A 16,150-nucleotide genomic window follows, 5' to 3' on the forward strand; every position below is an offset into this window, starting at 1 on the left:
GTTGTCGGAAAGTACAAACCGGGGCCGTAAATTCACCCGTCTTTCAGGGATTCAGCCGTGGTCGGAGCCACACCCGAGCGTGTGTACTTCTTCACGAAGCACCCCCGAAAGGACGTCCACAGTGGAATTCCTCCGACCCGCCTCGCTGGCCGACGCGCTCGCCGCGAAGGCCGCGAACCCCGGTGCGGTCCCGATCGCCGGCGGCACGGACGTGATGGTCGAGCTCAACTTCGACCACCGCCGCCCGGAGTCGCTCCTCGACCTCGGCCGCGTCGCCGAGCTGCACGAGCACGGCACCGACGGCGGCCGGATCCGGATCGGCGCGGCCGTGCCCTACGCCCGGATCATCACCGAGCTGGGCACGCAGCTGCCCGGTCTGGCGATGGCCGCGCGGACCGTCGGCTCTCCGCAGATCCGCAACCGCGGCTCGGTGGGCGGCAACCTCGGCGCCGCCTCGCCCGCGGGGGACTCGCACCCGGCCCTGCTGGCCGCGGACGCCGACGTCGAGATCGCGTCGATCCGCGGCACCCGGGTGGTCGCGGCGAAGGACTTCTACACCGGCGTCAAGCGGAACGTCCTGAAGCCGGACGAGCTGATCACGGCGGTGCTGCTGGCCCCGGCCACCGGGCCGCAGCAGTTCAGCAAGATCGGCACCCGCAACGCCATGGTCATCGCCGTGGCCGCCTTCGGCCTGGCCCTGCACCCCTCGGAAAAGCGGGTCGGCACCGGCGTCGGCTCGGCCGCGCCGACCCCGCGCCGGGCCCTCGACGCCGAGGAGTTCCTGGCCGGCGAGCTGGACTGGGACTCGCCCCGGGCGCTGACCGACTCCGTGAAACGCCGCTTCGGCGAACTGGTCGCGTCGGCCGCCTCGCCGATCGACGACGTCCGGGGGAGTGCGGCCTACCGGCGTCACGCGTTGAGCGTGATGGCGCGGCGCACGTTGACCTGGGCCTGGAGCGAATACTGCGAAGGGAGCGCGAAGTGCGCGTGAACGTCACCGTCAACGGCGAGCGCCGCCGGGCGGACAACGTCTGGGAAGGCGAAAGCCTCCTCTACGTGCTGCGCGAGCGGCTCGGCTTGCCGGGCGCCAAGAACGCCTGCGAGCAGGGCGAATGCGGCTCGTGCACGGTCTACGTCGACGGCGTCCCGGTCTGCGCGTGCCTGGTCGCGGCCGGCCAGGCCGAGGGCCGCGAGGTCGTCACGGTCGAGGGGCTGGCCGACGGGGACGCCCTCGACCCGGTGCAGGAGGCGTTCGTCGAGCGCGGCGCCGTCCAGTGCGGCTTCTGCACGCCCGGCCTGCTGGTCGCCGCGCACGACCTGATCGAGCGCGTCCCCGACCCCAGCGACGTCGAGATCCGCGAGGCCCTCGCCGGCAACCTCTGCCGGTGCACCGGGTACGAGAAGATCCTCGACGCCGTCCGTGACGCGGCCGCGAAGAAGGCCGTCCGATGAGCGCCCCGGCCCGCTCCCCGCAGGCGCTGCACGACACGATCGCCGGCGGCATCGGCGAGAGCCCGCTGCGCCCGGACGGCACGCTCAAGGTCCGCGGCGAGTTCGCCTACTCCTCGGACCTGTGGCACGAGGACATGCTGTGGGGCGCGACCCTGCGCAGCCCGCACCCGCACGCCCGGATCGTCCGCCTCGACGTCTCCCGCGCACTCGCCCAGCCCGGCGTGCACGCGGTCCTGACCCACGAGGACGTACCGGGCGAGAACGTCTACGGCCTGAAGTACCAGGACACCCCGGCGCTGGCCGAGGACCTGGTCCGCTACCAGGGCGAGCCGATCGCGATCCTGGCCGCCGACCACCCGGAGATCGCGCGGCAGGCGCTCAAGGAGATCGTCGTCGAGTACGACGTCCTCGAGCCGATCACCGACCCGGAGCGGGCCGCACACGACGACACCCTGCCGAAGCTGCACCCGGGCGGGAACCTCGTCCGCCACCAGCGGATCGTCAAGGGCGACCCGACGGCGACCGCGGAGGTGGTCGTGTCCGGCGTGTACGAGATCGGCATGCAGGACCAGGCGTTCCTCGGCCCCGAGTCCGGGCTCGCGGTGCCGGCCGAGGACGGCGGCGTCGACCTCTACCTGGCCACCCAGTGGCTGCACGTCGACCAGCGCCAGACGGCCAAGGCCCTCGGCCTGCCCCTCGACAAGGTCCGGCTGACCCTCTCGGGGGTCGGCGGGGCGTTCGGCGGCCGCGAAGACCTGTCCATGCAGATCCACTCGTGCATGCTGGCCCTGCGCACCGGCCGCCCGGTGAAGATGAGCTACAACCGCCTGGAGTCGTTCTTCGGGCACGTCCACCGCCACCCGGCCAAGATGTACTACGAGCACGGCGCCACCCGCGACGGCAAGCTCGTCTACGTCCGCGCGAAGCTGTACTTCGACGGCGGCGCGTATGCCTCCAAGACGCCGGTCGTGGTCGGCAACGGCACCACGCTGAGCGTCGGCCCCTACGACGTCCCGAACGCGCACATCGAGGGCTGGGGCGTCTACACCAACAACCCGACCTGCGGCGCGATGCGTGGCCTCGGCGCGGTCCAGCCGACCTACGCGTACGAGTCCCAAATGGACAAGCTCGCGGCCGCTTTGGGCATGGACCCGGCGGAGCTGCGGATCCGCAACGCGCTGAGCGAAGGGTCCACGGTGGTCACCGGCCAGGTGGTCGACTTCCCGGCGCCGGTGGCGGAGCTGGTGCAGCGGGTGCGCGACCTGCCCCTCCCGCCGGAGCCCACCGGTGACCGGGACATCCGCGAGCTGCCGGGCGGCGCGTCCAACACCACCCACGGCGAAGGCGTCGTCCGCGGGGTCGGCTACGGCGTGACGATCAAGAACATCTCCTACGCCGAAGGCCTCGACGACTACTCGACCGCCCGGGTCCGCCTGGAGGTGCTCGGGGGCGAGCCGGTGGCGATGGTCCACACCGCGGCGGCCGAGGTCGGCCAGGGCCTGGTGACGCTGCAGCAGCAGATCGCCCGCACCGAGCTGGGCGTGACGCGGGTCAGCGTGCACCCGGCCGACACGAGCGTCGGCGACGCCGGCTCCAGTTCGGCGTCGCGGCAGACCTACGTCACCGGCGGTGCGGTCCGCAACGCCTGCCGCGCGGTCGCCGACGCGGTCTGCGCCCGGCTCGGTGTCTCCTCCGAGGGCATGTCCCTCACCGGCGGGAAGGTGGTCGCGGCCGACGGTGAAGTCGTCGCCGACCTGGCCGAGCTGCTCGGCGACACGGCGATCGAGGAGACCCGCGAGTTCCACCACCGCCCGACCTACCCGCTCGACCCCGAAACCGGCCAGGGCGACGCCCACGTGCAGTACGGCTTCTCGGCCCACCGCGCGGTGGTCGACGTCGACCTCGACCTCGGCCTGGTCAAGGTGGTGCAGCTCGACTGCGCCCAGGACGTCGGCAAGGCGATGAACCCCGACGCCGTCGTCGCCCAGATCCAGGGCGGCTCCGCGCAGGGCCTCGGCCTCGCCGTGATGGAGGAGATCCTGGTCGAGGACGGGAAGGTGCGGAACCCGTCGTTCACCGACTACCTCATCCCGACCATCCTCGACATGCCGCCGATGCGCGTCGACGTCCTCGAACGACCCGACCCGCACGCGCCCTACGGCGTCCGCGGCGTCGGCGAACCGCCCACGATCTCCGCGACGCCCGCGATCGCCAACGCCATCCGCGCGGCCACCGGCCTCGAGCTGCCGCGCGTCCCCATCCGCCCCGAGCACATCACCGGAGTTCGACCATGACCACATCGCTGTCCGTCGAGCAGGAATGGCTCGACCAGGCCATCCGGATCGCCACGCGCAACGTCGCGAGCGGCGGCGGCCCCTTCGGCGCGCTGATCGTGCAGGACGGCGAGGTCGTCTCGACCGGCGTCAACCGCGTCACCGCGAACCTCGACCCGACCGCGCACGCAGAGGTGGTCGCGATCCGCGCGGCCTGCCAGGAGCTGGGCACGTTCAAGCTGGACGGCTGCGTGCTCGTCTCCAGCTGCGAGCCGTGCCCGATGTGCCTGTCCTCGGCGCTGTGGGCCCGGGTGGACAAGGTCCTCTTCGCCGCCGACCGCGACGACGCGGCCAAGGCCGGCTTCGACGACCGCGCCTTCTACGAACTCTTCGACCGTCCTCGTGACACGTGGACCGTTCCCGTGACGCGACTGTCCGCAAAGGACGGTTTCGCGCCGTTCGCGGCTTGGCTCGACAAGAGCGACCGCACCGACTACTGACCCACCGCTTACTGACCCACCGCTTACTGACCCACAAGGCCAGCTGACCGGAGCACAACCGAATCGAACGTCCCGCTCGCCCAGGCACGGCGTTGTGCCTCGGCCTGGCCGAGCACACCCACCGGCAAGGGCAGGACGCATGACCCAGACCGAGATCGAAGCCCCCGCAGTACCCGAAGCACCTCCGCAACGCCGTTCGCTGCTCGAGAAGCTCTTCGAGCTGCGGGCCCGGCAGAGCACGATCGGCCGCGAAGTCCGCGGCGGCGTCACGACGTTCGTCGCGATGGCCTACATCGTGCTGTTGAACCCGCTCATCCTCGGCGCCTCCGCCGACATCACCGGCGCCCGGCTCTCGGCCGCCCAGGTGACGACGGCGACCGCGCTGGCCGCCGCGGTGATGACCGTCCTCATGGGACTGATCGGCAACGCGCCCCTCGCGCTCGCCGCCGGCCTGGGCATCAACGGCATCGTCGCCTTCCAGATGGCGCCGTCGATGACCTGGGCGCAGGCGTTCGGGCTGGTCGTGCTCGAAGGCGTGTGCATCGTGCTGATGGCGGTCAGCGGCGTCCGCGAGCGGATCATGAACGCCATCCCCAGGCCGCTCAAAATGGCGATCACCGTCGGGATCGGGCTCTACATCGCCCTGGTCGGCCTGGTCAGCGCCGGGTTCGTGACCCGGATGCCGGACGCGGCGCAGACCACGGTCCCGGTGCGCCTCGGGGCGAGCGGGCACCTGCACGGCTGGCCGATCGTCGTGTTCTGCTTCGGCCTGCTGCTGATGGTCGTGCTGATGGCCCGCAAGGTCCCGGGCGCGGTGCTGATCAGCATCGGGGTGGCGACCGTGTTCGCCGTGGTGCTGCACCAGGGGTTCGGCGTCGGCGGCTGGGGTCTCACCACCCCCGCCTTGCCCGACCACGTCGTCGCGGCACCCGACTTCGGGCTCTTCGGCCACATCGACCTGTTCGGCGGCTTCGCGTCGGCCGGGGCGCTCGCGGCCACGGTCTTCCTGTTCACGCTGGTGCTCTCCGGGTTCTTCGACGCCATGGGCACGATCACCAGCGTCTCGGACGAAGCCGGGTTGTCGAAAAACGGCAAAGTCCCGCGGATGGGCCGGATCCTGCTGGTCGACGGCGCGGGCGCGATCGCGGGCGGCGTCACGGGTTCGTCGCCGAACACGGTGTTCCTGGAATCGGCGGCCGGCGTCGGGGAGGGCGCGCGGACCGGGCTGGCGAGCGTCGTCACCGGACTGCTGTTCGCCGGGACGCTGCTGTTCACACCGCTCGCCGGGGTGGTCCCCGCCCAGGCGGCGGCGCCCGCGCTGGTGGTCATCGGCGGCATGATGGTCGCGCAGTGCCGGAACATCCCGTGGCACGACCCGGACTACACGATCCCGGTGTTCTTGACGGCCGCGCTGATCCCGTTCACCTACTCGATCACCAACGGCGTCGGCGCCGGCCTGATCGCGTTCGTGCTGATCAAGATCGGCCGCGGCAAGTGGCGCGAGGCCGGTTGGCTGCTGTCCCTGCTGGCGCTGGTGTTCGCGGTGTACTTCGCCGTCGACGGCGTCGAAGCCCTCTTCCGCTAAGGAGTTCTCGTGGCCTTGATGTTCTTCAACGGCGGCGCCATGCGCGGCGAGCCACTGCACCACCTCTTGGCGGGTTCGCCGTTCGTGACGACGGCGAAGACCGCGCCGAAGTACCGGTTCTACGCGGTCGGCGACCAGTGCCCGGCGCTGTACCCGGTGTCGCACGGCGGCGCGCCGGTCACCGGCGAGGTCTACGACGTCTCGCTGGACGCCTTGCGCGACAAGGTGCTCCCGTCCGAGCCGCACGAGCTGGAGCTGGGGGTAGTGGAGCTGGCCGACGGAAGTTCGGCGTTCGCGATGCTGCTGCGGCGGCCGTACACCTCGCACGTGGCCCTGCGCGACATCACCGAAATCGGCGACTGGCGGGCGTTCAAGGCGAGCGCGTGAAGGTCCTGGTCGCCCCGGACAAGTTCAAGGGGTCGCTGACCGCGGCCGAGGTGGCGTCGGCGGTGGCCGCGGGCCTGGCCGACGTCCACCCGGCGGCGCTGGTCCGCACCCTCCCGGTGGCCGACGGCGGCGAGGGCACGGTCGACGCAGCCGTCGCCGCCGGGTACGAGCGGGTGCGGGTCCCGGCGCGAGGGCCGACGGGGGCGCCGGTGACGGCGTCCTACGCGGTGCGCGGGGACACCGCGGTGGTCGAGCTGGCGGAGGCATCCGGCCTGCACTTGCTGCCCGGCCCACCCCAGCCGCTCACGGCGACCAGCGCGGGAACCGGCGACGTCATCGCGGCGGCCATCCAGGCCGGCTGCCGCCGGATTGTCCTGGGCGTCGGCGGCAGCGCCTGCACCGACGGCGGCGCGGGCATGCTGACGGCGCTCGGCGCCCGCCTCCTCGACGAGGGCGGACGCGACCTCCCACCAGGCGGTGCGGCCCTGTCCCGCCTCGCCTCACTGGAGGTGCCCCGCCTGTCCGAAGTGGACATCGAACTGGCGAGCGACGTGGACAACCCCCTGTACGGACCGCGCGGCGCCGCGGCGGTGTACGGCCCGCAGAAGGGCGCATCCCCCGCCGACGTCGCAGCCCTGGACGCGGCGCTGCGGCACTGGGCATCGATCGCAGGTCCGGAGTTCGCATCCCACCCGGGTGCCGGAGCGGCCGGGGGAGTGGGCTATGCGGCAATGGCCCTGCTGGGAGCCCGCATGCGGCCCGGCATCGAGCTGCTCCTCGACCTCCTCGGCTTCGACGCGGCCCTGGCCGGCACCGCACTGGTGATCACGGGCGAGGGATCGCTGGACAACCAGACGCTCTCCGGCAAGGCCCCGGCGGGAGTGGCCCGGGCCGCGGCAGCCCGGGGCATCCCCTGCATCGCGGTATCCGGCCGCTGCCGGCTGTCTGCGGTCCAGCTCGGGAACGCGGGCATCTCGGCCGCGTACGCGCTGACGGACCTGGAGCCGGACCCGGCACGCTGCATGGCGGAGGCGGCACCGCTGTTGCGTCGTCTCGCCCACCGAGTGGCGCTCGACCACTGCCCGCCACCCGGAGCGAACAACTGATACCCAAGATTTGTTACCATCGTAACCATGGCAACGAAGACGGCGCTGGACACCCGCATCCGCATCCTCGAAGCGGCGGCGGCCCTCCTGGCGGCGGAGGGCCGCGACGGTCTGTCAACCCGAGCGGTCAGCGCGGCGGCGGGCGTCCAGCCCCCAGCGTTGTACCGGTTGTTCGGAGACAAGGACGGCCTGCTCGACGCGGTCGCGGCGTACGGCTTCGACGAGTACTCGAAGAGCAAGCGCGCAATGGGCTCAACGGGCGACCCGGTGGAGGACCTCCGCCGAGGCTGGGACTTGCACCAGGAATTCGGGCTGTCCCGCCCGGAGTTCTACGTGCTGATGTACGGAGACGCCCGCCCGGGCCGCACATCGCCGGCCGCCCGCGAAGCGGAGGCGATGTTGCGAGCCATCATCGAGAGGGTAGCGGCGGCGGGCCGCCTCCGGGTGAGTGTCGAGCGAGCGGCAAGGTTGACGCACGCGGCGGGGATGGGCGTCGTCCTGACCCAGATAGCAACACCAGAGGACCAGCGCGACCCCGACCTGTCGGAAACGGCCCGCGAGACGGTGCTATCCCGCATCCTGACCGGAACACCAGAGCCACAGGGCTCAGACCTACCGGAGCGAGCAATCGCCCTACGAGCAGGCCTCGAAGGCACAACGGCCCTGACCAAGGCAGAGCGCACCCTCCTGGCAGAGTGGCTGGACCGCATAGCGGACGCGTAGGCAACCCCCAGGCCTGAACCAGCCCCCGCCCCAGCAAAACTCGCCCCTCCGACGCACCTCACCCCCCTCGGAACCCAGGCCCCCCGCAACCCCGATCCGAAGGCCGTAGTCACAATCCGGCTTCGGGGTTGCGAAGAGCGGCAGCCTCGGCCCGCAGACATCAGCGGCGGCGACCAGCAACCGCAAGAGCACTCAACAGAATCGATCCAGTCCGATCAGACATTGCCCCCACCTCAAAACCAGCCCAATATGTTGCCGCCCACAACATATTAACCCGACAGAGCCGTCAAAGGGGCCCGATGATCAGCTGGAAAGCACTCCTGGCCGCCACCGGAACAGCAATCCTCCTAGCCGGAGCCCTCCCCACCCCAGCCCAGGCGACGGGCACCGCAACAGACTGCTGCGGCAGCGGAGCCTCCTGGTCAACGGGCAACAAATCCGCCCTGGGCACCGCCACAAGCCCGAACAGCCCAGTCTGGTTCACCGTCGCCGACGGCATAACATCCGAAGTCTTCTACCCCCGAGCCGACATCCCCAACACCCAGGACCGCCAGTTCGTCGTCACCGACGGTGCAACATTCGTAGACCTGGAGCGCGACGCCACCGACCACGTCGTGACCATGCCCGACGAGAAGGCCCTCCAGTACACGATCACGAACACGGCCAAGAGCGGCAAGTACCGCATCACGACGGACTACATCACCGACCCGGCCCGCGCAACGCTCCTCACGAACACCCGCTTCCAGTCCCTCGACGGCGGCAGCTACCGCCTCTACCTGCTGGCCAACCCGTCAATGGCGGGCGGCGGAGCGAACGACAACGCCTGGTGGGACTCGTCCGGTGCCCTCATGGCCGCCGGAACCGAGACGCTCTTCGGCGGTACAGCAACGACGGTCGTCTCCGCCCTCCGCGTCTCGACCGGCTTCACCGCACACGACAACGGCTACAGCGGCGCGGCCAGCGACTGCCTGGTCGACCTGCGCGCCGACAAAACCTTGAACAACCAGTTCGACACGATCTCCGGCACCGGCAACGTCGTCCAGTGTGGACAGATCCCGGTAGGCACCGACACGACCTTCACCGTCGCACAAGGCTACGGCGACACGGCGGCGGCCGCCACGTCCACCGCGAGTGCCTCGCTGAGCACCGGCTTCACGGCCGTGGCCAGTTCCTACCGCAGCGGCTGGAACTCCTACGTGAACTCCCTCAAGCCCGCCCCGGCCAGCGTCTCCGGAGACACGCAACGGCGTCGCGCCTACTACGTCGCGGCCATGGCCCTGAAGACCGCCGAAGACAAACAGCACCCGGGTGCGAGCGTCGCGGGGCTCGCCACCCCCTGGGGCAACTTCACGAACGGCGACCAGCTCAACGACGGCTACCACCGCGTCTGGGGCCGTGACCTCTACCAGCAGGCCACCGGGCTCCTGGCCGCGGGCGACGCCGCGCAGGCCAAGCGGATGGCCCAGTTCCTCTGGAACGCGCAGTGGATCGGCAGCCCCACGGCCGGCGACGGCACGACGTACCCGGCAGGGTCTTTTCCGCGCTACAGCCCGGTCTCCGGCGTTGCGGGGGCGAGCGCCCAGCAGCTCGGCTGCTGCGAACAGCTGGACCAGGACGCCGACGCGATCCTGCTGGCCTGGCTGACCGGCCTCACCGACGCCCCGACCTACGCCAAGGTCAAGACGACCGCGAACCACATCGTCTCCACCGGCCCGGACACCACCGAGCGGTGGGAGGAGCAGTACGGCAAGTCGCCGTCCTCGGTGGCCGCGGAGATCGCCGGGCTGATCGCGGCCGGGGCCATCGCGCGGGCGAACGGTGACACGGCGAGCGCGTCGACGTGGGAGTCCACCGCGGACTCGTGGCGGAACTCCCTGGCCGGCTGGACCGTCACGACGTCCGGCTACTGGGGTGGCCACACCTACTACGAGCGCCTCGACCGCGCCGGCAACCCGAACGACACCGCGACCATCTGCTTCGACGAAGGCTGCTTCTACGAACACGACGTCACCGACTTCGGCTTCCTCGACCTGGTGCGGCTCGGCATCCGCCCGGCCGGGGACGCGACGATCGCGAACTCGGTGGCGCCGACGGCCGCCGCCTCGGACGGCAACTCGGCGATGCAGGTGACACTGCCGAACGGCGACGTCTACTTCCACCGCTACCCGCACGACAACTACGGCGAGAGCACGGCGAACTGCGGGGGCTGGCCGGCCGGCGGCGCCCAGCGGTTCGGGCGGCTGTGGCCGGTGCTGTCGGGGGAGCGCGGGCAGTACGAACTCGCCAACGGCCGCTCGGCCGCCGTGTACCTGAAGTCGATGGCGGACTCGGCCAACGGCGGCTACTTCGTGCCCGAGCAGGTCTGGGACCGCGCGGACGTCGCCTGCTTCGGCCTCGGCCGGCCGACCGGCAGCGCGGGCCCGCTGATGTGGGCCGAGGGCCAGTACCTGCGGCTGGCACAAAGCATGGACGCGGGCCACAACCTCGACACGCCCTCGATCGTCAAAACCCGCTACGGCACCTGACCCGCCCCTCGCCGTGTCGTCCCTCCAGACACGCGTGTCGTCCGTTCAAGCACGCGTGTCGTCCGTTCCGTCACCGCACCAGGCGGACGGTCTTCGCCGCGGGGGCGAAGGTCGCCGTCTGGCCGCGGGTGAGGGCGACCGTGTCGGCTTCGAGCCCGTCGCCGAACGCGACCAGGCGGTCGGATTCGACCTCGACCGTCAACGGCGCCTGCGTCAAGTCGCCTTCGGTGCAGGTGGTCCCGGTCGACGGCGACGGCCACGCCTCCCGCACGAACCAGACCAGCCGGGCCTCCCCGGGGGCCGGCAGGGGCAGCCCGCTGCGGCGTTCCCGCCACACCGAGCCGCACCAGCCGGTCGCCCCGGTGCCCGTCCCGACCAGGATGCCCGACGACGCCTGGCGTTCCGCCCGCCCGCCACCGACCCCCAGCCGGTAGCGGGCGGTCTGGTGCCCGGCGTGCCCGAGGTAGATCTCGTTGAGGGCGAGCAGCCGCTGGCCGTCGTCCGCGGTGAGCTCGGCCATCGTCCGGTGTTCGACGTCGTTCGCCGACCGCACCAGGTCCGCGACCGCCTCGACCGGGTGCTTGACCAGGACACCGGGCTCGCCGGGCGCGACGCCGATCACCGGCTGGCCGTCGAGGTACTTGGCCACGTTGGCGATCAGGCCGTCCTGCCCGACCACCACGACGACGTCCTCCGGGGTGAACAGGAACCGGTCGAGGTCCGCGCGTTCGACCTCGCCGCGGCGCCAGTCCAGCGGGATGGCCGCCGACGCCGCGGCGAGGGCGGCGCGCACGGCCGCATCCGCCGCGGTGACCTCGGACAGGTCGCGGCCGCGGGTGCGCAGGAAGAACTCGGCCTGGCCGCGGGTGCCGTGGCGGGCGACGAGCTCGGCCAGCTCGGTGCGGCGGTGGACGAGCACGACCCGCGGGGCGAGGCTCACGAGCGGACCCCCAGCTTCGTCAGCAGGGGCGTGAGCAGGTCCGGGGTGAGCACCAAGCTGTCGATCCGCGGCAGGTTCCCGGCCAGTTCCTTCAACGCCAGCCCGGTCAGCACGCCCTCGGGCAGGTCGCGGTACGCCGCCAGCCGGGCCGCCTCGCCCGCCGCTTCCGCCTCGCCGAGCGCCCGCTTGCCGTCGGCCTTGACCTGCGTGAGCCGCTGTTCGCGCGAAGCCTGCGCCTCCGTCTCGATCCGGTTCGCCGCCGAGGCTTCTTCGGCCTGGCGCCGGGCGTTCGCGCCGCGCTGGGCGAGCAGCTGCTCCTCCCGGCGGGCCAGCTCGATCTGGCTCTGCAGCTCGTTTTCGCTGATCGCGCGTTCGCGTTCGACGGCGAGCGCGCGCCGCTCGAAGGTCGCGCGGTCGGCCTCCTGCTGCACCTTCTCCCGCGCGGTCGTCTGGAGCGCCTTCTCGACCTCGGGCTCGGCCCGGATCGCGACGACGCGGACGTCGAGCACCGCCGAACCGGTCTGCGCGAGCCGGGTGTCCTCTTCGGCCAGGCCCGCGCGGATCCGGTCGCGGACCGCGCGGACGCCGTCGGCGAGGGCTTGTTCGAGCGGCGTGCGGGTCAGCACCTCGACCGCGTACTGCTGGACGTTCTCGGTGAGCAGCCCGCTGATCTGCCCCAGGGGATCACTTCGCCAGCGGCCGGTGTCCGGGTCGATGGAGAAGTCGATGCGCTGCGCGGCGAGCGCCGGGTCCTCGATCCGGAAGGTGAGGGCGAGCTGGACGGTGACGTCCTGGAAGTCGGCCGTGCGGGCGTGGAACAGCAGCGGCAGTTCGCGGTCGTCGACCGGCACTTCCGAGACCACCGCCGTCAGCGGCCGGTACCAGAACGACAGCCCGACGCCGTCGTGCGCGAGCTTGCCGCGGCGGTAGTGCCGGATGTGGACGGTGGGCGCACCGCGCAGGTGCCGGAACCCGAACCGGCGGTTGATGTCGGCCATGAAGTCCTCCTCTTATCGTCGTGGTGACGATATGGGGTGGACTCGCTAATCGTCAAGCTGACGATTAGGGTGGGTGGCATGGGTCACCCACCGTTCGCCGTCACCGTGGACCTCGTCGTGCTCACCCTGACCGGGGACGAGCTGTGCGCGCTGCTGGTGCGCCGGGGCGTGGAGCCGTACCTCGGCGAGTGGGCGCTGCCCGGCGGGTTCGTCCGGGAGGACGAGGACCTGGCGGACGCGGCCCGGCGCGAGCTGGCGGAGGAGACGGGACTGGCCCCGGGGACCGTCCACATCGAACAGCTGGCGGGCTACGGCGCACCGGACCGCGACCCGCGGATGCGGGTGGTGACCGTGGCGTACCTGGCGCTGGCGCCGGACCTGCCGGTGCCGCGCGCGGGCACGGACGCGGCGGAGGCCCGCTGGGCACCGGTGCGCGCACTCCGCACCGAGCGCTTGGCGTTCGACCACGACCGCATCCTGGCCGACGGCGTCGAGCGCGCCCGCGCGAAACTGGAGTACTCCCCGCTGGCGACGGCGTTCTGCGCGCCGGAGTTCACCGTCGCGGAGCTGCGCCGGGTGTACGAACTGGTCTGGGACACCCGGCTCGACCCCCGCAACTTCCACCGCAAGGTGACGGGAGCGGAGGGCCTCCTGAAACCGACGGGCCGAACGACCACCCGCGACGGCGGCCGCCCGGCCCGGCTTTACCGGCGGGGGCAGGCGGACGTGCTGTACCCGCCGATGTTGCGGAACTGAGCCGGGCTCGTCGAGGTGGGCCGGCCGAACCGGACGCTACCGGCCCGGCACCGCCCGGAACCACAGCGTGAACTCCGTCTTCTGCGGCACCAGCCGGTACCCCGGCAGCACCCCCGGCCCGCACGACGCCGTCCCGAGCCCGTGCTGCGCCACGTCCAGCGTCAGGTGCACCTGCTCGCCCGGCACCAGGTCGTCGGTGTGCCGGGCCGCCTCCAGCGCGGCCGCGGTCCAGCGGCGGGCCGTGAAGTCGAAGACCGGCTCGCCGTCCACCCGGATGCCCGTGCCGTCCGGGGCCGTCAGACACGCCCAGCGGACCGCCGTCCGGTTGCCGTTCTCCTGCGGGAAGACGTACGGCGTCTGGAGACCGTCGACGCTGCTGGAAAACCGGCCGATCCGCGCCGCCTGGCGGCTGTCCGGGTACGCCTCGCCCGGGCCGCCGCCGAACCACTCCGCCGAGCCGAGCGCGCCCGGGATCGCCATCGCCAGCCCGAGCCGGGGGAGCGTGCCGGGGAACTCGCCGTCCGGGGTCACCTCGACGCGCAGCCGCAGGCGGTCGCCGAACGCCGTCCACGTGTAGTCGGCGAACAGCCCGAACGGCTGGGCCGGCGGGGCGACCCGGGTGCGCACCACCAGTTCCTCGCCGTCGGCGTCGACCGTGATCACCCGGTGCTGCATCCGGTGCAGCCCGGCTTCACGCCACTGGTCGGCGACCGGCCGCCCGGCGAACGCGCCGCGGTCGTTGTCGGTCGTCGCGCGCCACACGTCGAGCCGCGGCCCGGCCACGACGTGCCCGCCGAGGGCCGCCAAGCCGCCCGTCACCGGGTCGAACTCGCCGGCGCCCAGCACCAGCCGTCCGCCGGTGCGGAACACCGGCCCGCGCGAGGGGAGCGGCGCCGCCGCGGGGGCCGCCGACACCGCCAGCTGCCCCCAGCCGACCACGTGCCCGGCCGGCGCCCACGCCGTCGCCGACGTCAGCGACGCCGACACGGTCAACCACGACTCGCCGCTCGTCGCGGGCAGCCCGGGCAGCGGGACCGAAGCGCTCTGTCCGGATTGGACGGCCGGCACGTCGAGGACGCCTTGGGCGACCACGGTTCCTTCGTCCTCCAGCGTCCAGGTGAACGTGAGGTGCCCGGTGCCGACGAAGTCGTAGTGGTTGCGCACCCGGATCCCGGTCGCGTCCGCTTCGATCCGGACCGGCTCGACGACCTTCGCGAACTCGGCCAGCCCCGGTGACGGCGTCCGATCGGGGAAGACCAGGCCGTCGATGACGAAGTTGCCGTCGTGGATCGGCTCGCCGAAGTCCCCGCCGTAGGCGAAGTGCCCCTCGGCGGCGAGCCCGTGGTCGATCCACTCCCAGAGGAAGCCGCCCTGGCAGTTCGGGTACCGCTCGAACAGCTCGCGGTACTCGAGCAGGCCGCCCGGGCCGTTGCCCATCGCGTGCCCGTATTCGCACTGCAGGAACGGCAGGTCCCGGCGACGCCCGTTGGCGTCTTCCCGGCGGCCGATCCGCTCGACGTCCTCGTGCGTGGCGTACATCCGGCTGTGCACGTCGACGTAGGCGCAGTCGTGGTCGCCTTCGTAGTGCACCGGCCGCGTCGGGTCGCGGTGGCGCACCCATTCGGCCATCCGCGCGAGGTTCTCGCCGGTGTGGCTTTCGTTGCCCAGCGACCAGAGGATCACGCTGGGCCGGTTCTTGTCCCGCTCCACCGTGCGCCGCATCCGGTCGAGGTACGCCTCGGCCCAGCTCGGGTCGGCGCTGGGGTTGCCCGCCCAGCCCAGCGGCTCGAAGCCGTGGGTCTCCAGGTCGCACTCGTCGATCACCCAGAGGCCATAGGTGTCGCACAGCTCGAGGAACGCCGGGTCGGGCGGGTAGTGGCTGGTCCGGACCGCGTTGACGTTGTGCCGCTTCATCAGCAGCACGTCGGCCAGCGCCGTCTCCGGCGACACGACGCGCCCGGTGCGCGGGTCGTGCTCGTGGCGGTTCACCCCGCGCAGCATCAGCGGGCGGCCGTTGACCTTGAGCTGCCCGTCCTCGATGTGCACGGTCCGGAACCCGATCCGCACCGGCACCCGCTCGGCCGCGGTGGCCAGCGTGCCCTCGTACAGCCGCGGGGTCTCGGCGCTCCACGGCTCGACCGGCAGCTCCAGCGCGTCCCCCGCCGGGTGCCCGGAGACGCCCAGCTCGGGGATGTCCAGCATGACGTCCGGGCCGGTTTCGACCCGGACCGTGCCCAGGCCGGTGGTGTGGTCGTAGTCCGCGCGGACCCAGTAGTCGCCGATGCCGCCGGCCGGCCGGGCGATCAGGGTGACGGCGCGGAAGATGCCGGAGAGCCACCACATGTCCTGGTCTTCGAGGTAGCTGCCCGCCGACCACTGGTGCACGCGCACCACGAGGACGTTCCCGGCCGGCCGCAGCAGCGGCCCGACCTCGAACTCCGACGGCAGCCTGCTGCCCTGCGTGACGCCGAGCTCGGTGCCGTTGAGCCAGATCCGGCCGCACGAGTCGATGCCGTCGAAGCGCAGCACCGCGGCCCCGGCGGGCCAGCCGGCGGGCAGGTCGAACCGCAGCCGGTGGTCGCCGGTCGGGTTGTCCGACGGCACGTGCGGCGGGTCGACCGGGAACGGGTAGGGCACGTTCGTGTAGGCCGGGCGGCCGTGGCCGTGCAGCTGCCACAGCGACGGCACCGGCAGCTCGTCCCACGCCGAGTCGTCGAAGTCCCCGGCTTCGATCCCCGCCGGCGCGGCCGCGAGGCTCGGCGACAGCCGGAACCGCCACGTGCCGTTCAGCGACAGCGCGGGCGCGTCGGAGGTGAAGGCCGCGCGCGGCGGAAGCGAACCGCGGCCGGGGCCGGGGTCTTCGAGGTACGACATGGGGTCCTTTCCGCGTCCGGCAGGCGCCCGA

The 16,150-nt window shown here is 72.1% G+C and carries 13 protein-coding genes; 10 read left to right on the forward strand and 3 right to left on the reverse strand.

Features of this window, described 5'->3' with window-relative positions:
• The first annotated feature begins 121 nt into the window (after positions 1 to 121).
• The 9 genes from C2L58_RS20860 (at position 122) to C2L58_RS20900 (ending at position 10,551) form a co-directional block, all read left to right on the forward strand.
• A complete protein-coding gene (locus C2L58_RS20860) occupies positions 122 to 991 on the forward strand; it encodes an FAD binding domain-containing protein (protein WP_103339267.1) in 870 nt (289 codons plus the stop codon).
• Positions 982 to 1,452 (forward strand): (2Fe-2S)-binding protein, encoded by a 471-nt coding sequence (locus C2L58_RS20865; protein ID WP_103339268.1) that lies wholly within the window; start codon positions 982 to 984, stop codon positions 1,450 to 1,452. Before C2L58_RS20860 ends, C2L58_RS20865 begins: the two co-directional genes overlap by 10 nt.
• Positions 1,449 to 3,746 (forward strand): xanthine dehydrogenase subunit D, encoded by a 2,298-nt coding sequence (pucD, locus tag C2L58_RS20870; protein ID WP_103339269.1) that lies wholly within the window; start codon positions 1,449 to 1,451, stop codon positions 3,744 to 3,746. Before C2L58_RS20865 ends, pucD begins: the two co-directional genes overlap by 4 nt.
• Positions 3,743 to 4,225 (forward strand): nucleoside deaminase, encoded by a 483-nt coding sequence (locus C2L58_RS20875; protein WP_103339270.1) that lies wholly within the window; start codon positions 3,743 to 3,745, stop codon positions 4,223 to 4,225. Before pucD ends, C2L58_RS20875 begins: the two co-directional genes overlap by 4 nt.
• Positions 4,226 to 4,364: 139 nt before the next feature.
• Positions 4,365 to 5,810: an NCS2 family permease gene (locus C2L58_RS20880; RefSeq protein WP_103339271.1), complete on the forward strand. Its 1,446-nt coding sequence runs from the start codon at positions 4,365 to 4,367 to the stop codon at positions 5,808 to 5,810.
• Between the two features lie 9 nt (positions 5,811 to 5,819).
• Positions 5,820 to 6,197: an allophanate hydrolase-related protein gene (locus C2L58_RS20885; RefSeq protein WP_103339272.1), complete on the forward strand. Its 378-nt coding sequence runs from the start codon at positions 5,820 to 5,822 to the stop codon at positions 6,195 to 6,197.
• A complete protein-coding gene (locus C2L58_RS20890; protein ID WP_103339273.1) occupies positions 6,194 to 7,303 on the forward strand; it encodes a glycerate kinase in 1,110 nt (369 codons plus the stop codon). The genes C2L58_RS20885 and C2L58_RS20890 overlap by 4 nt, the downstream gene beginning before the upstream one ends.
• Before the next feature lie 27 nt (positions 7,304 to 7,330).
• Positions 7,331 to 8,026, forward strand: a complete 696-nt coding sequence (locus tag C2L58_RS20895) for a TetR/AcrR family transcriptional regulator (protein ID WP_103339274.1) — start codon at positions 7,331 to 7,333, stop codon at positions 8,024 to 8,026.
• Between the two features lie 299 nt (positions 8,027 to 8,325).
• Entirely contained in the window at positions 8,326 to 10,551 is a 2,226-nt protein-coding gene (locus tag C2L58_RS20900) for a glycoside hydrolase family 15 protein (RefSeq protein WP_103339275.1), read from the forward strand.
• Positions 10,552 to 10,621: 70 nt separating this feature from the next.
• Here the strand turns inward: C2L58_RS20900 and C2L58_RS20905 are convergent, their stop codons facing one another.
• Both C2L58_RS20905 and C2L58_RS20910 read right to left on the reverse strand, forming a co-directional pair.
• On the reverse strand, positions 10,622 to 11,491 hold the full coding sequence (locus C2L58_RS20905; RefSeq protein ID WP_103339276.1) for an NAD(+)/NADH kinase: 870 nt from the start codon (positions 11,489 to 11,491) through the stop codon (positions 10,622 to 10,624).
• Positions 11,488 to 12,489, reverse strand: a complete 1,002-nt coding sequence (locus C2L58_RS20910) for an SPFH domain-containing protein (protein WP_103339277.1) — start codon at positions 12,487 to 12,489, stop codon at positions 11,488 to 11,490. Before C2L58_RS20910 ends, C2L58_RS20905 begins: the two co-directional genes overlap by 4 nt.
• Positions 12,490 to 12,567: 78 nt before the next feature.
• On the opposite strand from C2L58_RS20910, the gene C2L58_RS20915 reads away from it, so the two are divergent.
• Positions 12,568 to 13,245, forward strand: coding sequence for an NUDIX hydrolase (locus tag C2L58_RS20915; RefSeq protein WP_103339278.1), 678 nt, complete (start codon positions 12,568 to 12,570; stop codon positions 13,243 to 13,245).
• Between the two features lie 36 nt (positions 13,246 to 13,281).
• On the opposite strand, the gene C2L58_RS20920 is transcribed toward C2L58_RS20915, so the two are convergent.
• Positions 13,282 to 16,119 carry a glycoside hydrolase family 2 TIM barrel-domain containing protein gene (locus tag C2L58_RS20920; RefSeq protein WP_103339279.1) on the reverse strand — a complete coding sequence of 946 codons (2,838 nt, stop codon included), beginning with the start codon at positions 16,117 to 16,119 and terminating at the stop codon, positions 13,282 to 13,284.
• Positions 16,120 to 16,150 lie beyond the last annotated feature (31 nt).

This window comes from Amycolatopsis sp. CA-126428, assembly GCF_002904335.1.
In the GTDB taxonomy this organism is placed as follows: domain Bacteria; phylum Actinomycetota; class Actinomycetes; order Mycobacteriales; family Pseudonocardiaceae; genus Amycolatopsis.